General features: G+C 64.9%; 16 protein-coding genes. 10 read left to right on the top strand and 6 right to left on the bottom strand.

Going from position 1 to position 18,162, the window contains the following annotated elements; translation table 11 throughout:
- Nucleotides 1–6: 6 nt before the first annotated feature.
- The 6 genes from EGJ22_RS11795 to EGJ22_RS11770 all read right to left on the bottom strand — a co-directional run bounded on the left by EGJ22_RS11795 (nucleotide 7) and on the right by EGJ22_RS11770 (nucleotide 8,912).
- Nucleotides 7–468, bottom strand: coding sequence for a chemotaxis protein CheW (locus EGJ22_RS11795; protein WP_029887360.1), 462 nt, complete (start codon nucleotides 466–468; stop codon nucleotides 7–9).
- Entirely contained in the window at nucleotides 461–5,410 is a 4,950-nt protein-coding gene (locus tag EGJ22_RS11790; protein ID WP_064314817.1) for an Hpt domain-containing protein, read from the bottom strand. Before EGJ22_RS11790 ends, EGJ22_RS11795 begins: the two co-directional genes overlap by 8 nt.
- Nucleotides 5,411–5,474: 64 nt before the next feature.
- Nucleotides 5,475–7,499: a methyl-accepting chemotaxis protein gene (locus tag EGJ22_RS11785; protein WP_223809682.1), complete on the bottom strand. Its 2,025-nt coding sequence runs from the start codon at nucleotides 7,497–7,499 to the stop codon at nucleotides 5,475–5,477.
- A gap of 47 nt (nucleotides 7,500–7,546) precedes the next feature.
- Nucleotides 7,547–8,101, bottom strand: a complete 555-nt coding sequence (locus EGJ22_RS11780; protein ID WP_029887363.1) for a chemotaxis protein CheW — start codon at nucleotides 8,099–8,101, stop codon at nucleotides 7,547–7,549.
- Nucleotides 8,098–8,463, bottom strand: a complete 366-nt coding sequence (gene pilH / locus EGJ22_RS11775; protein ID WP_009682819.1) for a twitching motility response regulator PilH — start codon at nucleotides 8,461–8,463, stop codon at nucleotides 8,098–8,100. Before pilH ends, EGJ22_RS11780 begins: the two co-directional genes overlap by 4 nt.
- A 47-nt stretch (nucleotides 8,464–8,510) precedes the next feature.
- Nucleotides 8,511–8,912 carry a PleD family two-component system response regulator gene (locus EGJ22_RS11770; RefSeq protein ID WP_009682818.1) on the bottom strand — a complete coding sequence of 134 codons (402 nt, stop codon included), beginning with the start codon at nucleotides 8,910–8,912 and terminating at the stop codon, nucleotides 8,511–8,513.
- A gap of 242 nt (nucleotides 8,913–9,154) precedes the next feature.
- Here EGJ22_RS11770 and gshB point away from each other — a divergent pair, with 242 nt between their 5' ends.
- From gshB to EGJ22_RS11720, 10 genes are all read left to right on the top strand, one after another.
- Entirely contained in the window at nucleotides 9,155–10,108 is a 954-nt protein-coding gene (gene gshB / locus EGJ22_RS11765; RefSeq protein WP_029887364.1) for a glutathione synthase, read from the top strand.
- 91 nt (nucleotides 10,109–10,199) lie between these two features.
- Entirely contained in the window at nucleotides 10,200–11,105 is a 906-nt protein-coding gene (locus EGJ22_RS11760) for an energy transducer TonB (protein WP_029887365.1), read from the top strand.
- 357 nt (nucleotides 11,106–11,462) lie between these two features.
- Nucleotides 11,463–12,032 (top strand): YqgE/AlgH family protein, encoded by a 570-nt coding sequence (locus tag EGJ22_RS11755; protein WP_029887678.1) that lies wholly within the window; start codon nucleotides 11,463–11,465, stop codon nucleotides 12,030–12,032.
- On the top strand, nucleotides 12,032–12,457 hold the full coding sequence (gene ruvX, locus EGJ22_RS11750) for a Holliday junction resolvase RuvX (RefSeq protein WP_003249316.1): 426 nt from the start codon (nucleotides 12,032–12,034) through the stop codon (nucleotides 12,455–12,457). The genes EGJ22_RS11755 and ruvX overlap by 1 nt, the downstream gene beginning before the upstream one ends.
- A 49-nt stretch (nucleotides 12,458–12,506) precedes the next feature.
- Entirely contained in the window at nucleotides 12,507–13,025 is a 519-nt protein-coding gene (gene pyrR / locus EGJ22_RS11745; protein WP_029887679.1) for a bifunctional pyr operon transcriptional regulator/uracil phosphoribosyltransferase PyrR, read from the top strand.
- A gap of 12 nt (nucleotides 13,026–13,037) precedes the next feature.
- Complete coding sequence (locus EGJ22_RS11740) at nucleotides 13,038–14,042, top strand: aspartate carbamoyltransferase catalytic subunit (RefSeq protein ID WP_029887680.1); 1,005 nt, start codon at nucleotides 13,038–13,040, stop codon at nucleotides 14,040–14,042.
- Nucleotides 14,039–15,310 carry a dihydroorotase gene (locus tag EGJ22_RS11735; protein ID WP_029887681.1) on the top strand — a complete coding sequence of 424 codons (1,272 nt, stop codon included), beginning with the start codon at nucleotides 14,039–14,041 and terminating at the stop codon, nucleotides 15,308–15,310. Before EGJ22_RS11740 ends, EGJ22_RS11735 begins: the two co-directional genes overlap by 4 nt.
- 318 nt (nucleotides 15,311–15,628) lie before the next feature.
- On the top strand, nucleotides 15,629–16,159 hold the full coding sequence (hslV, locus tag EGJ22_RS11730) for an ATP-dependent protease subunit HslV (RefSeq protein WP_009682353.1): 531 nt from the start codon (nucleotides 15,629–15,631) through the stop codon (nucleotides 16,157–16,159).
- 76 nt (nucleotides 16,160–16,235) lie between these two features.
- The gene (hslU, locus tag EGJ22_RS11725; protein WP_009682354.1) at nucleotides 16,236–17,579 is read left to right on the top strand and encodes an ATP-dependent protease ATPase subunit HslU; all 1,344 of its coding nucleotides are present in this window, start codon (nucleotides 16,236–16,238) and stop codon (nucleotides 17,577–17,579) included.
- Nucleotides 17,580–17,722: 143 nt separating this feature from the next.
- Nucleotides 17,723–18,100 (top strand): gamma-butyrobetaine hydroxylase-like domain-containing protein, encoded by a 378-nt coding sequence (locus tag EGJ22_RS11720; protein ID WP_029886361.1) that lies wholly within the window; start codon nucleotides 17,723–17,725, stop codon nucleotides 18,098–18,100.
- The last annotated feature ends 62 nt before the right edge of the window (nucleotides 18,101–18,162 follow it).

Below are 18,162 nucleotides of genomic sequence, written 5' to 3'. Positions count from 1 at the left end.
GCGCTGCTATTGCAATTGCGCGTCACGCACCAGCCTTTCCAGCGCAACCAGGTCGGGCACCCGCGCCACTTGCTCGCCCACCTGTACTGCGGCCAACTCCAGCCGCCCCAGCGCCACGTCCACATAGTTGAGCTGGCTGTCGAGCTTGCAGGAACGCGGAATGTCCTGCAGCAGCAATGCCAGGTAGCGCAGGCCGGTGTCGCCCAAGGCATTGAGCACCACCACCCGCGCCCGCTCCCCGCACCGTGTTTCGCCACCGCAGGCAGCCTCGAAACCGATCAGCGGCAGGCGCTGCTGGCGCCAGTCGATCCAGCCCAGGTGCCAGGGCGGGTCGCCGCGCTGGCACAACAGGCTGCGTTGGCCGCTCAACTCGGCCACCGCCACGTTGGGTAGCACCAGGGTCCGGTCACCCAAGGGCAGCAACAACCCGGTCAGGCTGCTGCGCTGGCCGGCAATCAGTTCAAGCATGGGTCTGGCTCCACTGGGCGATACTTTGCAACAGCAACGACTCCTGGTACGGCTTGCCCAGGTATTCGTTCACGCCAATCGCCATGGCCCGGTCGCGGTGCTTCTGCCCGGTACGCGAGGTGATCATGATGATCGGCAGGTCTTTGAGCCGCTCATCACGGCGGATACGCGTAGCGACTTCGAAGCCGTCCATGCGCGGCATCTCGATGTCCAGCAGCAGCACATCGGGGCGGTGCTCCTGCAGCAACGCCATGGCATCGACACCGTCCTTGGCCGTGAGCACGCTCATGCCGTGGCGTTCCAGCAGGCGGCTGGTGACCTTGCGCACCGTGACCGAGTCGTCCACCACCATCACCAGCAAGGCGCGGCGCGGTACCGGGCCGGGCAACTGGCGCGGGTTGGCGCCCCCGGGCAGGCGCGCCAACCTGCGCTGCTGGCCACGCAGCTGGCCCAGCAGGTCGAGAATCAGCACGACCCGCCCATCGCCCAGCAACGTCGCCCCGGAAAGCCCGGCAACGGCGGCAAATTGCGGCCCCAGGCTTTTCACCACGATCTCGCGGCTGGGTGACAAGGCATCGGCCTGGATCGCGAACGACTGCTCCTTGGAATGCACCAGCAGTACCGGCAGCGGCACACTTTGCCCCAGCAAGCTCGGGCGCGGCATGCCTTGCAGCAATTCGCCCAGGTAGCGCAACTCGTATTCGTGGCCGGCATACACATAGCGTGGCGTGTCCAGCTGGTAGCACGCCGCCAGCTCGGCCGGCGGCACGCGGACGATGCCCTCGATGGTATTGAGCGGGATGGCGTACTGTTCCTCGCCCAGGTGCACCATCAAGGCGCGGTTGATCGACACCGTGAACGGCAGGCGGATCAGGAACCGCGCGCCTTTGCCCTGGGCCGACTCGATGCTCATCGAACCGCCCAGCTGCTTGACCTCCTCGTGCACCACGTCCATGCCCAGGCCACGCCCGGAGATCTGGGTAATTTTCTCGGCGGTGGAAAAGCCGGGGCGCAGGATGAACTGCAGGATCTCGTGGTCGCTCAAGTGCGCCTGCGGGTCCAGCAAGCCGCGTTTGATCGCCTTGCGCCGTACAGCCTCCAGTGGCACGCCGGCACCGTCGTCGGTCATTTCGATGACGATATCGGCGCCTTCGTGCAGCAAGTTCAGGTGGATGGTACCCAGCTCCGGCTTGCCCGCAGCCAGGCGCATTTCGCGGCTTTCCAGGCCATGGTCCACGGCGTTGCGCAGCATGTGCTCCAGCGGCGCCACCATGCGTTCGAGCACGCTGCGGTCCAGTTCGCCCTCGGCGTTGCCGACCACCAGCTCCACTTGCTTGCCCAGCTCGCTGGCCACCTGGCGCACCACCCGTTGCAAACGCGGTACAAGGCGTTCGAAAGGCACCATCAGGGTGGCGGTCAGGCCCTCCTGCAACTGGCTGTTCACCCGCGCCTGTTGCTGCAGCAGGCTGTACGCCTCCTGGGCGCGCTGGGCCAGGGTTTCCTTCAGGTCGAGCAGGTCCGAGGCAGACTCGAACAGTGCCCGCGACAGCTGCTGCAACTGCGAATGGCGGTCCAGCTCCAGGGGGTCGAAATCGTCGTAGGCATCGCCCTCGAACGGCTGGCGGCTGGAGATCCGCCCCTGGGTCTCGCTATCCAGGCGCAACAACTGGTCGCGCATGCGCTCAAGAGTGGTTTCCATTTCGTTGAGGGCAAACTGCGCATCGTTGACCTGCTGCTCGATGCGCCCACGGATGATCGAGTGCTCACCTGCCAGGTTGCCCAGGTCGTCGAGCAGTTCGGCATCGACCTTGACCATGTCGCCGGCGGCGCGCTCGGGTGCCGCTGCAGGCACTTCGGCAGCGCTGGCATCTTGCGGCCCCTGGCCTGCGGCACTGTCGGTCAGTGCCGCGCTGCTGAAATTGCGTATGTAATCGATCAGCGCCGTGGCCGCGTGCAGCGGCTGCCCCAGGCGCACGGCGTCGAGCATTTGGGCCAGGCGATCGTGGCAGTTCTGCAGCAAGGCGAACAACGGTGCACTGGGTGGCAGGCGGCCGGCGGCGAGCAGTTCGTAGAGAAACTCAAGCTCATGGGCAAGGTCGCCGATTGGGGTGATTTCGACCATGCGCGCCACGCCCTTGAGGGTGTGCAGGTCGCGCATCAGGTTGTCCACCTCGACGCTGCTGCGCGGGTCGGCTTGCCAGCGGGCCAGGGCTGCAGCGGCGCTTTCGACGATGTCCGAGCTTTCTTCGAGGAATACCTCCAACAACTCCTCGCCAGGGCTTTCGGCCTCCTCGACCTGGGGCTCGGCCACTTCCGGCGGCAGTGACGGGCGTGGCAAGCTCAAGCCCAAGGCGTCGGTCAGGTCCATGTCCGGGTGCAGCGGGGTGACCGCGTCGATACCCACCAGGCCGGTGGCATCCGGGGCCAGCGCCTGGTCCAGCAGCGCACGCAGGCGCTCGACCAGTTCCGGGCGCGGCGCTACATCCTGGCCGGCCGCCACTTCATCGAGCATGTCCATCAGGGCTTCATGGGCACCCTGGGCCAGGGCGAAAAAACCTGCTTCGGCAGCCAGGCTGCCCTCCTCCACGGCACCATAGAGGTCGAGCAGGGCCTCGCACAGGTCATCCATTGGGCAAAGGTCGGCCAGGTGCGCGGCATGGCCCAGCGTGGTCATTTCATCCAGCAGGGTGTCCAGCGCATCGCGTTGGCCGGGCTGCTGCTGCCAACGCGACAGCAACGATTCGGCGTTGAGCAGGGTATCCATCGCTTGCGCGAGGAAACTGGCCACCCACTGCGGGTCATGCCTGCCGCGCCGCTGCTGCTGAGGGTCGGCGTGCAGGCTGGCCAGCCGCTCGTCCACTGCCTGGCCAACCCGCTCGATCAGGTCCGAGGCCCCGGCAATGGGGGCAAGCGGGGTGCTGTCCAGTTGTGCCAGGCCCAGCTGGAACAACGCCCGGGCAGCCTCAAGCCACTCGACTTCAGCCATCTGCAGCAGTAACTGGTGGCCCTTGTATTCGCGTACCAGGCGGTCGAAGGCCGTGGCCAGTTCGGCAAGCGGCATCACCCCGGCCATGGCAGCGCTGCCCTTGAGCGTGTGCAAGGCACGTTGCAGGTCATCGCTGACCGGCGTGTCATGGCCGCCGGCACCCTGCAGGAAGGCGTCGAGACTGGCCAGGTGGCCTTGCGCTTCGCTGCGGAAGATGTCCAGCAACTGCGGGTCGAGGCCATCGAGGTCGGCGACCGCGGGTGGGTCGTTTTCAGCCAAGCCATGCAGATGCCCAGCCAGTCGTTCGATGTCACTCAGCTGCGGTGACTGGCCTGCGGCAAAGTCGGCCAGCAGGTCTGGCAACTGCACGAACGCTTGCTGCAGCGCCACCACGCCCTGGGCGCTGAGCGCCCTGCGGCCTTCGATTACACGGTTCAACAGGTGTTCGGCGCCCCACGCCAGTTCGGCCACGGCTTCGGCATGGACCATACGCCCACTGCCCTTGAGCGTGTGCAAGGCGCGCCGAACATCGCCCAGTGCTGCCATCTGCTGGTTATCGGCACGCCAGCGCAGCCAGAGCCGCTCGACTTCCGGTAACAGCTCACCGGCCTCTTCGAGGAACACCTCGCGCAGCTCATCATCGATGCCATCGCTGCTGTCATCGGCGCCTTCAGTGGCGGCGGGTTGCGTACACTGCACCCCAAGCGCAGCCAGGCTGGCCCGTGCGGTGTCGATAAAGGGCTGGCCATCGGCCAGCGGATCTGCGACACGCCATTGCAGATAACACTCGGCCGCGCTCAGGGCCTGCGCCAGGTGGGCCAGCTCATCGGCCGGCGGCTCCGCTTCCAGGTGTTGCAGCCAACCCTGCACATAGCCGGCACACCCCTCAAACAGCTCGGCCACCGCAGGCAGCATCAACATGGCCAGTGCCCCGCGAACCTGCTGCAACAACCCCGGCAGGGGTTGCAGGCGCTGCCGAGGCCAGCCGGACTCCAGGCAATCGCCAATCAGGTCCTTGGCCTGCTGCAGCACATTCAGCGACTCGTTCAGCACCAACTGGCGAATCTCGGCCAGGTCCGAGCCAGCCAGGCCGCCCTGGCCGTTTTCCTCCAGCGGGCCGACCATGCCGTTGAGGGTAGCCTCCACGTACAGCAGGGCACCTGCCACATCCATCAGCACCGCATCGTCAACGGCACGCGCCCCCTCGGCCAGCGCCTGCAAGGCCAGCACCTGGTCGATGATCACCCGCCGTGGCTGCTGAAAGCCCAGCACGGCGAGGGTATCGGCGACATGCCGCAGGGGCGCCAGCAAAGCGTCAAGCTGTTCACGGTGCTGACGGTCGCCCCGCACGAACTGGTCAAGCCGCTCCTTGATGCGCATCAGGTCGTCGCACAGCGCGGTCACTACCGAGCGCAAGGCATCCCTGCCCGGCCCGGCCTGCAGCTGTTCACGCCAATTGCCCAGCGACAGATCGAGGTTGGCCAGGTCATCGGCACCGGCGAAGCGGTGCGCCGTGCCGCTGATCAGGCTGGCCTGGGCCAGCGGCTCGACACCCCGGCAGGCGCGCAACTGGTTGAGCAACGGCAGCATCACCAATGGCAGGTCATGGCGCGCGCCACGCAAGCGTTCAAGGTACGCCGGCAATTGCTCGAGGCCGCGGAACAATGCGCCCAGGCAATCCCCACGCGGGCTGACCTGGCCATCGGCCAAGGCCTTGGCGAACAGCTCCAGCTCTTCGGCCAAGCGTGTTGCGCCGCGCAATTCGAGCATACGCAGGCAACCATGCACCTGGTGCAGGTTGTCGACCACGAAGGCCAGCATCGACAGCTCGCCCGGCTCGCCGGCAAAGCGCTCCAGCGCCTGGCGGGCCTGGCCCAGGCAATCGAGGATGGCGGCCTTGGTCCAGGCCAGCGCCACGGTATCGTGGCGCTCGGGGCTTAGTGCTGCTACAGCCATGGGCACTCCTCAGCGCGGCATATCAGTACGGCTCATCGCAAGGCCGGTTCATCGCAAGGCCGGTTCACTTGGGCTCGGCAGGTGGTGGCAAGGTGAAGCCAGACACCGAACGGCGCATCTCGCTGGCCATGCGCGCCAGGTGGCGAATACTGTCGGCGGTCGCACCAGAACCGGCGGAAGTCTGCGCAGTGATCTGCTGGATCACCGCCATGGTGTGGGAAATCTGCCCGGCCGAAGAGGTCTGCAATTGCGCGGCGTCGGAAATGCTGTGGATAAGGTCGGCAAGGTTCTGCGACACCCCTTCGATCTCGGCCAGCGCCACCCCGGCATCCTGGGCCAGGCGGGCACCGCGCACCACCTCGGCGGTGGTTTGCTCCATGGATATGACGGCTTCGTTGGTGTCGGCCTGGATGGTGCGCACCAACGCCTCGATCTGGCGGGTGGCCGACGACGAGCGCTCGGCCAGGCGCTGCACTTCGTCGGCGACCACGGCAAAGCCGCGCCCGGCTTCGCCCGCCAGCGAGGCCTGGATTGCCGCGTTCAGGGCAAGGATATTGGTCTGGTCGGCGATATCGTCGATCAGGCTGACGATATCGCCGATTTCCTGGGACGACTCGCCCAGCCGCTTGATGCGCTTGGCGGTGTCCTGAATCTGCTCGCGAATGTTGTCCATGCCGTTGATGGTGTTGTGCACCACCTCGTTGCCCTTGTTGGCGATGGCCACCGACCGCTCGGCAACCTTGGCAGATTCATAGGCATGTGCGGAAACCCGGTCGATCGACTCGACCATGTCGCCCACCGCCTCGGACGCCTCGCTGATCTGCTCAGCCTGCTGCTCGGAGGCCTTGGCCAACTGCCGCGCGGTGTTCTGCGTATCCTGCACGGCGGCGGCAACCTGCACCGCACTGTGGTTGATGGTAGCGACCAGGTCACGCAGTTGGTCGACCGAATAGTTGATCGAGTCGGCAATGGCGCCGGTGAAGTCTTCGGTGACCGAAACCGTCACCGTCAGGTCGCCATCGGCCAGCTCTTCGATTTCATCGAGCAGGCGCATGATTGCCTGTTGGTTGCGTTCGTTCTTTTCTGCCGTCTCGCGCAGCTGCCGGTTGGTGGTGCGCACCATCACCAGGCCGATGAGGATGATCGAAGCCAGGGCCAGCAGGCCCAGGGCGTAGCCACCCACGGTATCGAGGGTGCGCCCGCCGGCCAGGTTTTCAAAACCGTTGGCCAGGTGCGAGGCCTCGTCGAGCAGGGTTTGCGACAGGCTGAAGATATTGCCCGCCGCCTCGCGCACCCGGAACAGCTCTGGGGAGGTTTCGAGAATTTCGTCCACCGAACCGGCAACGAACTGGAACAGCTCGGCAATTTCGGCCAACCGGGCACGGGCGTCGGCATCTGCAACTCGGGTTACCTGGATGCCCGCATCGCCGTTGAGCATCCCTTGCAGCACCTGGCCGAAACGCCCGGCATCACGCCCGAACGCATCGGCCGCCTGGGCTGCCGCGTCATCACCGGCCAGCACGGTATTGACCGAGCCGAGGATCCGCTCGGCCAGCAACAATTGGCGCTGGGCCACCGCCACCTGGTTGGCCGGGGCGCCGCTCTGCAGCAGGATCTCGACGACCTTTTCGTACTCCACCTGCAGTTGCGGCACGGTTTCGGCCAGGGTCGCCGCCACCTGGTGCAGCGACAGCACCGTCTGTTCAGTGGCCAGGATGGTATCGGTGTTCTTGCGCAGGTTTTCCCAGTCACGCCGCACCGCTTCCATTTCATCACGCACGGCGGGCGGCGCCGGCGGCAGGCCGGTGGCCTTGTCACCTTGGCGCAGGTAGCCCCAGCGCCGCTCGAAATCGTTGCGCGCATCCGACAGCAACTTGAACGCCAACGCCTTGCCTGCAGCGGCTTCGGTGGCGTTCTTGGCGATGCGCTGTGACAGCACGCGCAACTCGCCGGCATGGCCGATGTACTGCTTGTCGTAGTTGGACTGGGTGTTCAGGTAAGCGAAATTGGCGAACAGCAGGATGATCGATAGGATCAGGATCAGGAACAGCACGGTGATCTGCGCGATGCTGCGGGTACGCGGGGTCACGGTGGTGGCCGTGACGGGGGCGGCGGGTGTGTTCACGTTCGCAGGTCCTATAGCGCCACATCGAGAAAGCCCGGCGCCTGGGCCAGGGCGAAGGGGCTGAAGATCGCCCAATTGCGTTCACGCGGGAAGTGCCCTTGCACAAAGCGCGCAGCAGCCCGAATCAACGGCTGTGGCGGGGACAGTTGCAGGCTGTCGAGGGTAAAGTGCTGCAAACCGAGCACTTCGTCCACCAGCAGGCCGACGAACAGGTCGTCGTGGTCCACCACCAGCACCCGGCGCTGCTTGCCCGGGGCGGCGTGGCCCAGGCCAAAGAAGCTGCTCAGGTCCATTACCGGCAACAACCGGCCACGCAGGTTGGCCACGCCGCAGACCCATGGCTGCACCCCCGGTACCCGGCTGCTACGCGGCTCGCGCAGCACCTCGGCCACCTCGCCCATGGGCGCGACGAACCATTGCCCGGCGGTGCGAAAGCCAATGCCACTCCACTCTTGCAGGCGGTTGTCTTGCGGCGGCTGGTCAGCGACCAGCAAACGGCAGCGCCGGTCGATGTCCAGCAACAACTCGAAGGCGGTCAGTGACGCGCCCTGCGGGCGGCTGGTCAAGCCCCCAGCACTTCTTTGAGCTTGGCGATCAGCGCCTCTTCGCCCACCGGTTTGGTGAGGAAATCGCGGGCGCCCTGGCGGGTGGCCCAGATGCGGTCGGTCTCCTGGTCCTTGGTGGTGACCACGATCACCGGAATGGCACTGGTTTCCGGGTCTTTGCTGAGCTGGCGGGTGGCCTGGAAGCCGTTCATGCCCGGCATGACGATGTCCATCAGCACGGCGTCCGGCTTTTCCTGCCGGGCCAGTGCCACGCCGTCGGCACCGTTGTTGGCCTTGAGCACCTCGTGGCCATTCTTTTCAAGAAACTGGGTCAAACTCGTCATCTCTGTCGGCGAGTCGTCGACAATCAGAACTCGGGCCATGCTGTTACCCCATCAGGAAAGTAGAACCGTGCCATGGCGGGGCGCGGTCAGGGTGCTTGTGGTTCAGGTGCCGCAAACCCGGGCACATGGGCACGGATTGCGTCGAGCAGTTCTTCCTTGCTGAACGGCTTGGTCAGAAACTGATCAGAGCCGACTACCCGCCCGCGGGCCTTGTCGAACAGCCCGTCGCGCGACGACAACAGGATCACCGGGGTGTCCTTGAAGGCGCTGTTGTGCTTGATGATGGCGCAGGTCTGGTAGCCGTCCAGGCGCGGCATCAACACGTCGACGAAGATGATGCCGGGGCGGTGATCGACGATCTTGGCCAGGGCATCGAAGCCATCGCTGGCGGTGATCACCTCGCAGCCGGCTTCACCGAGCAACATCTGCGCAGTGCGGCGGATCGTGCGCGAGTCGTCGATCACCATCACCTTCAGGGGTTGTTCCATAGACGCCTACCCGTGGGAATTGAGCTGCAAGTTGCAAGCGGCAAGTTACAACAAAAGCCCAGCCGGCACGCGGCTGCTTTGCTCTTGAGGCTTGGAGCCAAGGGCTTGCAGCTGCATTTTTAACACACTCCGGGTGGCCGTTCCATCTGCGCCGCCCCTTGACCAGCGGCGTTCACAGCGCCACCCTGAGCCACTTTTCTTCCGACCCATCGCGGCAACGCGCCGCCAAGAGGAACCACCCCATGAGCGTTCGCCTCGGCATTGTCATGGACCCGATCGAGTCCATCTCCTACAAAAAGGACAGCTCGCTGGCCATGCTGCTGGCCGCCCAGGCACGCGGCTGGAGCCTGTTCTACATGGAGCAGCGCGACCTGTACCAAGGCGAAGGCAAAGCCCGTGCACGCATGCGCCCGCTGAGCGTTTTCGCCGACCCGGCCCGCTGGTTCGAGCTGGGCGAAGAACAGGACAGCACCCTGGCCGAGCTGGACGTGATCCTGATGCGCAAGGACCCGCCGTTCGACATGGAGTTCGTCTACAGCACCTACCTGCTGGAGCAAGCCGAGAACGATGGCGTGCTGGTGGTCAACCGCCCACAAAGCCTGCGTGACTGCAACGAAAAACTGTTCGCCACGCTGTTCCCACAGTGCACGCCACCGACGCTGGTCAGCCGCCGCCCGGACATCATCCGCGAGTTTGCCGCCAAGCATGGTGACGTGATCCTCAAACCGCTGGATGGCATGGGCGGCACGTCGATCTTCCGCCACCGGGTGGGCGACCCGAACCTGTCGGTGATCCTCGAAACCCTGACCGCGCTGGGTGCCCAGCAGATCATGGCACAGGCCTACCTGCCGGCGATCAAGGACGGCGACAAGCGCATCCTGATGATCGACGGCGAGCCGGTCGACTACTGCCTGGCGCGCATTCCGGCCAGCGGCGAAACCCGTGGCAACCTGGCTGCCGGTGGCCGCGGCGAGGCGCGCCCGCTGAGCGACCGGGACCGCTGGATTGCAGCCCAGGTGGGGCCAACCCTGCGCGAGAAAGGCCTGTTGTTCGTGGGCCTCGACGTGATCGGCGATTACCTCACCGAGATCAACGTCACCAGCCCGACCTGCATTCGCGAAATCGACAACGCCTACAACACCGATATCGGCGGCAAGCTGATGGATGCCATTGATCGCCAGTTGCAGGCGCGCTGACCGCCGACGCACGGCATTTACCCGGAGTGGGGTATGATGCGGGTCCCATTTGCCTGGCCTGCTGCCCCGCCCTGCGGTTGCTGGATACCCGATGACGCTGCCCGCTGACATCCCTTCCGACCTGCTGCCCCCACGCGTTCGCCCTGTGGACCGGCTCGGTTTCACGCTGTTCCTGGCTGCGCTGGTGCACCTGGCGCTGATCCTCGGCGTCGGTTTCACCGTGGTCAAGCCTGCCGAAATCCGCCATACCATGGACATTACCCTGGCCACCTTCAAAAGCGAAAAACCGCCGGAGAAAGCTGATTTTCAGGCCCAGGACAACCAGCAAGGCAGCGGCACCCTGGACAAGAAGGCGGTGCCCAAGACCACCGAACTGGCGCCGTTCCAGGACAGCAAGATCAACAAGATCACCCCCCCGCCGGCAGCCAAGCCGGAAGTAGTGCCGCCACCAACCCCGCAGAAGTCGGCGGTGGTGACCACCGCGCCCAAGGCGCATAAGGTCGAGCCCAAGCCCAAGCCCAGCAAGGCGCAACCCAAGCCAGCCGCGCCCGCCCCGGACTTCGACAGCTCGCAGCTGTCCAGCCAGATCGCCAGCCTGGAGGCAGAGCTGTCCAACGAACAGCAACTGTACGCCAAGCGCCCGCGCATCCACCGCCTGAACGCTGCCTCGACCATGCGCGACAAGGGCGCCTGGTACAAGGAAGAGTGGCGCAAGAAAGTAGAGCGGGTGGGCAACCTCAACTACCCCGACGAGGCGCGCCGGCAGCAGATCTACGGCAACCTGCGCATGATGGTCTCGATCAACCGCGACGGCTCGCTGTACGAAGTGCTGGTACTGGAGTCGTCCGGGCAGCCGGTGCTGGACCAGGCAGCGCAGCGTATCGTGCGGCTGGCGGCGCCGTTCGCACCGTTTACCGGGGACCTGGCCGAGTTCGACCGTCTGGAGATCATCCGCACCTGGCGCTTTGCCCGTGGGGACCGTTTGTCCAGTAACTGAGTTATGCCTTGGGTTTAGGGCTTGCGATATGCGGTGGCGCGGATATCGAGCGCCGCCCGCGCGGCGCATCGCGAGCTGCGCTCGCTCCTACGTTTGTTTCGGGCCAGTCATGCCTGTGATGGCGGCGCGCGACCGCCTTGTCTGTACCCTTCGATAGTGAGCCATGCGCCAAGACGGTCGCGCGCGATGGGCACAGGATTTATTGGCCCGAAACAAACGTAGGAGCGAGCGCAGCTCGCGATGCGCCGCGCGGGCGGCGCTCGATCTCACAACCAACAAAACCCTCAAGACACTGACCAACCAAACGACACAAAGCGGACCTTGTCAGCCCCGCCACCTGGCGCCACACTATCCCCCATGAAAACCCTCACGCCGAGCTACCTCAAGCATCAGTTCCTGATCGCCATGCCGCACATGGCCGATCCGAACTTCGCCCAGACCCTCACGTACATTGTCGAGCACAACGCCCATGGCGCCATGGGCCTGGTGGTGAATCGGCCGCAGGAACTGAGCCTGGCCGATATTCTCGAGCAATTGCGCCCGGACGAAACGCCGCCGGACAGCACCTTGCAGGTGCCGATCTACCAGGGCGGCCCGGTGCAGACCGACCGTGGCTTCGTGCTGCACAGCAGCGAGTGCAGCTTCCAGGCGAGCGTGGCGCTGGAAGGGCTGACGCTGAGCACGTCGCAAGACATCCTGCTGGCCATTGCCGCCGGGGTCGGCCCCAAGCAAAGCCTGATCACGCTCGGCTATGCCGGCTGGGAAGCCGGCCAGCTGGAAGCGGAGCTGGCCGACAATGCCTGGCTCAACTGCCCGTTCGACCCGCAAATCATCTTTGAAATGGCCAGTGACCTGCGCCTGGAGGCCGCCGCCGCCAGCCTGGGCATCAACCTGCACCTGCTGACCAGCCAGGCGGGCCACGCCTGATGGCCGAACTACGCCTGCTGCTGGGTTTCGACTATGGCAGCAAACAGATCGGTGTGGCCGTCGGCCAGGTCATCACCGGCCAGGCCCGTGAGCTGTGCACGCTGAAGGCGCAGAACGGCGTGCCGGACTGGGCTCAGGTGGAAAAGCTGATTGCCGAATGGAAGCCGGACGCCATCGTCGTCGGCCTGCCATTGAACATGGACGGCACGCCCAGCGAAATGAGCGCCCGCGCCGAAAAATTTGCCCGCCGCCTCAATGGCCGCTTCAACCTGCCCGTGCACACCCACGACGAGCGCCTGACCACTTTCGAGGCCAAAGGCGAGCGCATGGCCCGTGGCGGCCAGCGCGGCAGCTACCGCGACAACCCGGTCGATGCCATCGCCGCGGCCCTGTTGCTGCAAGGCTGGCTGGAGGCCAATACCTGATCATCTTTGCCGCCGGCCACGCCCGGCGCACCCTTCCGAGGAGCCCGCAATGAGCCTACCCAACCCCGCCGAGCTGGTCCGGCAGATGGCTGTCGACCTTCGCGCCCACCTGGCCCGCCGCAGCATCAGCGAGCCGCGTTACATCGGTATTCGTACAGGTGGTGTCTGGGTTGCCCAGGCCCTGCAGGAGGCCATGGGCGACGAGAGTGCCATGGGTACCCTGGACGTCTCGTTCTACCGCGATGACTTCAGCCAGAATGGCCTGCACCCGCAGGTACGCCCGTCCGAGCTGCCGTTCGAAATCGAAGGCCAGCACCTGGTGCTGGTGGATGACGTGCTGATGAGCGGCCGCACCATCCGCGCGGCGCTCAACGAACTGTTCGATTATGGCCGCCCGGCCAGCGTCACCCTGGTCTGCCTGGTGGACCTGGATGCCGGCGAACTGCCAATCCGCCCGAATGTGGTCGGCGCCACCCTGTCGCTGGCCCCCGATGAACGGGTAAAATTGACCGGGCCCGCACCGCTCGCCCTCGAGCGCCAGGACCTCGCCTCCGCTTCCGCCCTTTAAGAGTCCCCCGCGATGACGCCAATCGACGCCAAGCGCCCGCTGCAGCTCAATGACCAGGGCCAGCTGCGCCACTTCCTCTCGCTTGACGGTTTGCCCCGCGAACTGCTCACCGAGATCCTCGACACCGCCGACTCCTTCCTGGAAGTCGGTGCCCGGGCCGTGAAAAAAGTCCCTTTGCTGCGCGGCAAGACCGTGTGCAACGTGTTCTTCGAGAACTCGACCCGTACCCGCACCACCTTCGAGCTGGCAGCCCAGCGCCTGTCTGCCGACGTGATCAGCCTGAATGTGTCGACGTCCTCGACCAGCAAGGGCGAGACCTTGTTCGACACCCTGCGCAACCTCGAAGCCATGGCCGCCGACATGTTCGTTGTGCGCCACTCCGACTCGGGGGCTGCGCATTTCATCGCCGAGCACGTGTGCCCGCACGTTGCCGTGATCAACGGTGGTGACGGCCGCCATGCGCACCCGACCCAGGGCATGCTCGACATGCTGACCATCCGTCGCCACAAAGGCAGCTTCGAGAACCTGTCGGTAGCGATCGTCGGCGATATCCTGCACTCGCGGGTAGCCCGCTCCGACATGCTGGCGCTCAAGGCCCTGGGTTGCCCGGACATTCGCGTGATCGGGCCGAAAACCCTGATCCCGATCGGTATCGAGCAGTACGGCGTGAAGGTCTATACCGACCTCGCCGAGGGCCTGAAGGATGTCGACGTGGTGATCATGCTGCGCCTGCAGCGTGAGCGCATGGCCGGTGGCCTGCTGCCCAGCGAAGGCGAGTTCTACCGCCTGTTCGGCCTGACCACCGCCCGCCTGGCCGGGGCCAAGCCGGATGCCATCGTCATGCACCCAGGCCCGATCAACCGGGGCGTGGAGATTGAGTCGGCGGTGGCCGACGGCAAGCATTCGGTGATCCTCAACCAGGTTACCTACGGCATCGCCGTACGCATGGCAGTGCTGTCCATGGCCATGAGCGGGCAAAACGCGCAACGTCAATTCGACCAGGAGAACGCCCAGTGACCATCAGCATTCTTGGCGCCCGGGTCATCGACCCCAACAGCGGCCTGGACCAGGTCACCGACCTGCACCTGGACGGTGGCCGCATTGCTGCCATCGGCGCCGCCCCGGCCGGTTTCAGCGCAAGCCGCACGATCCAGGCGCAAGGCCTGGTTGCCGCGCCTGGCCTGGTCGACCTTGGCGTGTCCCTGCGCGAACCGGGCTTTAGCCGCAAAGGCAACATCGCCAGCGAAACCCGCGCAGCCGTGGCCGGTGGCGTGACCAGCCTGTGCTGCCCACCGCAAACCAAGCCGGTGCTGGACACCTCGGCCGTGGCCGAGCTGATTCTCGACCGTGCCCGCGAAGCGGCCAACAGCAAGGTCTACCCGATCGGCGCCCTGACCAAGGGCCTGGAAGGCGAGCAACTGGCGGAGCTGGTGGCCCTGCGTGATACCGGCTGCGTGGCATTCGGCAACGGCCTGAAGGAAATCCCCAACAACCGTACCTTGGCCCGCGCCCTGGAGTATGCCGCCACCTTCGACCTGACCGTGGTGTTCCATTCCCAGGACCGCGACCTGGCCCAGGGCGGCCTGGCCCACGAAGGCGCCATGGCCAGTTTCCTTGGCTTGCCGGGCATTCCGGAAAGTGCCGAAACCGTGGCCTTGGCGCGCAACCTGCTGCTGGTCGAGCAGAGCGGCGTGCGCGCGCACTTCAGCCAGATCACCAGCGCCCGTGGCGCGCGCCTGATCGCCCAGGCCCAGGCACTTGGCCTGCCGGTAACCGCTGACGTGGCGCTGTACCAGCTGATTCTCACCGACGAGTCGCTGCGCGAGTTCTCCAGCCTGTACCACGTGCAGCCACCGCTGCGTACTGCTGCTGACCGTGACGGCCTGCGTGAAGCGGTCAAGTCTGGCGTGATCCAGGCGATATCCAGCCACCACCAGCCGCACGAACGCGATGCCAAGCTGGCCCCTTTCGGTGCTACCGAACCGGGTATCAGCAGCGTTGAGTTGCTGCTGCCGCTGGCCATGACCCTGGTGCAGGACGGCCTGCTCGACCTGCCCACCCTGCTCGCCCGCCTGAGTAGCGGCCCGGCTGCCGCCCTGCGCCTGCCTGCGGGTGAGCTGAAGGCAGGCGGCGCGGCCGACCTGGTACTGTTCGACCCGCAAGCCTCGACCGTTGCCGGCGAGCAATGGCTGTCGCGGGGTGAGAACTGCCCGTTCATCGGCCACTGCCTGCCGGGTGCGGTGCGTTATACCTTGGTCGATGGGCACGTTTGCCACGAGGCCTGAGGGCTAGCTGCAAGCTGCAAGCCGAAAGTCGAAAGTCGAAAGTCGCAAGAAGAAGCAAGCCTCCCACGGATCTGCTTTTTCTTGCCGCTTGTAGCTTGTAGCTTGTAGCTTGTAGCTTGTAGCTTGTAGCTTGTAGCTTGCAGCTTGCAGCTTGCAGCTTGCAGCTTGCAGCTTGCAGCTTGCAGCTTGAAGAAGAAGCAAGCCACCCACCGATCTGCTTTTTCTTGTCGCTTGTAGCTTGAAGCTTGAAACTCTCCCCCCCACCCCCATATGAGTCTGCATCAGGCACTTTCGCCCCGCTGCGTGGAGACTCTCCCCTTGACCACCATCGTTTCTGTCCGCCGTAACGGCAAAGTCGTCATGGGCGGCGACGGCCAGGTATCCCTCGGCAACACGGTAATGAAAGGCAACGCCAAGAAAGTGCGCCGCCTGTACCACGGCCAGGTCATCGCCGGCTTCGCCGGTGCCACCGCCGACGCATTCACCCTGTTCGAGCGCTTTGAAGGGCAGCTGGAGAAACACCAGGGCCACCTGATCCGTGCCGCCGTCGAGCTGGCCAAGGAATGGCGTACCGACCGTTCCCTGAGCCGCCTGGAAGCCATGCTGGCCGTGGCAAACAAGGATGCCTCGCTGATCATCACCGGCAACGGCGACGTGGTCGAACCCGAGGATGGCCTGATCGCCATGGGTTCCGGTGGTGCCTACGCCCAGGCTGCCGCCCGCGCACTGCTGAACAAGACCGACCTCTCGGCCCGTGAAATCGCCGAAACCGCCCTGAACATCGCCGGCGACATCTGCGTGTTCACCAACCATAACCTGACCATCGAGGAGCAGGACCTGGCCGACTGACTCAGCTGTTCTGGCGCCCCATCCCGGTGATGGGGCTTTTCCACGCTGACTCATCTGCCCAAGGACCCAATTGATCATGTCCATGACCCCCCGCGAGATCGTCCACGAACTCAACCGCCACATCATCGGCCAGGACGACGCCAAGCGCGCCGTGGCCATTGCCCTGCGCAACCGCTGGCGGCGGATGCAGCTGCCGGCTGAGCTGCGCGCCGAAGTGACGCCGAAGAACATCCTGATGATCGGCCCGACCGGTGTCGGCAAGACCGAAATCGCCCGCCGCCTGGCCAAGCTGGCCAACGCCCCGTTCCTCAAGGTCGAAGCCACCAAGTTCACCGAAGTCGGCTACGTCGGCCGTGACGTCGAGTCGATCATCCGCGACCTGGCCGATGCCGCACTGAAGATGCTGCGCGAGCAGGAGATCATCCGCGTGCGCCACCGCGCCGAAGACGCCGCCGAAGACCGTATCCTCGATGCCCTGCTGCCGCAGGCGAGGGTGACCAGCTTCAACGAGGAAGCCGCGCAGACCAGTAGCGACTCCAACACCCGCCAGCTGTTCCGCAAGCGCCTGCGCGAAGGCCAGCTGGATGACAAGGAAATCGAGATCGAAGTCGCCGATGCCGTAGGTGTCGAAATTGCCGCGCCGCCCGGCATGGAAGAAATGACCAACCAGCTGCAAAGCCTGTTCGCCAACATGGGCAAGGGCAAGCGCAAGGCGCGCAAGCTGAAGGTCAAAGAAGCGCTGAAGATGGTCCGCGATGAAGAAGCGGGCCGCCTGGTCAACGAGGAAGAGCTCAAGGCCAAGGCCCTGGAGGCGGTCGAGCAGCACGGTATCGTGTTCATCGACGAAATCGACAAGGTCGCCAAGCGCGGTAATGTCGGCGGTGCCGATGTGTCCCGTGAAGGCGTGCAGCGCGACCTGCTGCCGCTGATCGAAGGCTGCACCGTCAACACCAAGCTGGGTATGGTCAAGACCGACCACATCCTGTTCATTGCCTCGGGCGCGTTCCACCTGAGCAAGCCCAGCGACCTGGTACCCGAGCTGCAAGGCCGCCTGCCGATCCGTGTAGAGCTCAAGGCACTGACCCCGGAAGACTTCGAGCGTATTTTGCGCGAGCCGCACGCTTCGCTGACCGAGCAGTACCAGGCGCTGCTGAAAACCGAAGGCCTGAACATCGAGTTCGTCGCCGACGGCATCAAGCGCCTGGCCGAAATTGCCTATCAGGTCAACGAGAAAACCGAGAACATCGGTGCCCGTCGCCTGCATACCCTGCTGGAGCGCCTGCTTGAAGAGGTGTCGTTCAGTGCCGGTGACCTGGCCAGCGCCCATGACGAAACGCCGATCCAGATCGACGCGGCCTATGTGAACAGCCACCTGGGTGAGCTGGCGCAGAACGAAGACCTGTCGCGTTACATCCTATAAGCGGCAAGCTGCAAGCGACGAGCTGTTAGGCGTCGCTTGCAGCACCGCAAAACATGGCCGTTACATGTCTTGGCCATCTCCTCTTGCAGCTTGAGGTTTGAAGCTTGAAGCTTGAGTCTTGTCGCCAAGAAGAGATTCAGCCCATGGCCCGCATGCCCACCGCCATCAACCTGCACAAAGCCTCGAAAACTCTCAGCCTTACCTATGCGCCCGGTGAGGTCTACACCCTGCCCGCCGAGTTTCTGCGCGTGCACTCCCCCTCCGCCGAGGTCCAAGGCCACGGCAACCCCATCCTGCAATTCGGCAAGCTCAACGTCGGCCTCAGCGGCATCGAGCCAGCCGGCCAATATGCACTGAAACTGACCTTCGACGACGGCCATGACAGCGGCCTGTTCACCTGGGAATACCTGGAACAGCTGTGCCTGCGCCAAAACGAGCTGTGGGCCGAATACCTCGACGAGCTGCACAAGGCCGGCAAGTCCCGCGACCCGGCGGAGTCGGTCGTCAAATTCATGCTCTAGCGCAAGGGCTGCAAGGTTTAGAGCGCATTTTCTAGATCCATCTGTTTGAATGGCTGACAGAC

It is taken from the genome of Pseudomonas sp. p99-361, from assembly GCF_003935475.1.
In the GTDB taxonomy this organism is placed as follows: Bacteria; Pseudomonadota; Gammaproteobacteria; order Pseudomonadales; family Pseudomonadaceae; genus Aquipseudomonas; species Aquipseudomonas juntendi.
This window is presented reverse-complemented; position numbering and strand designations above follow the sequence as displayed.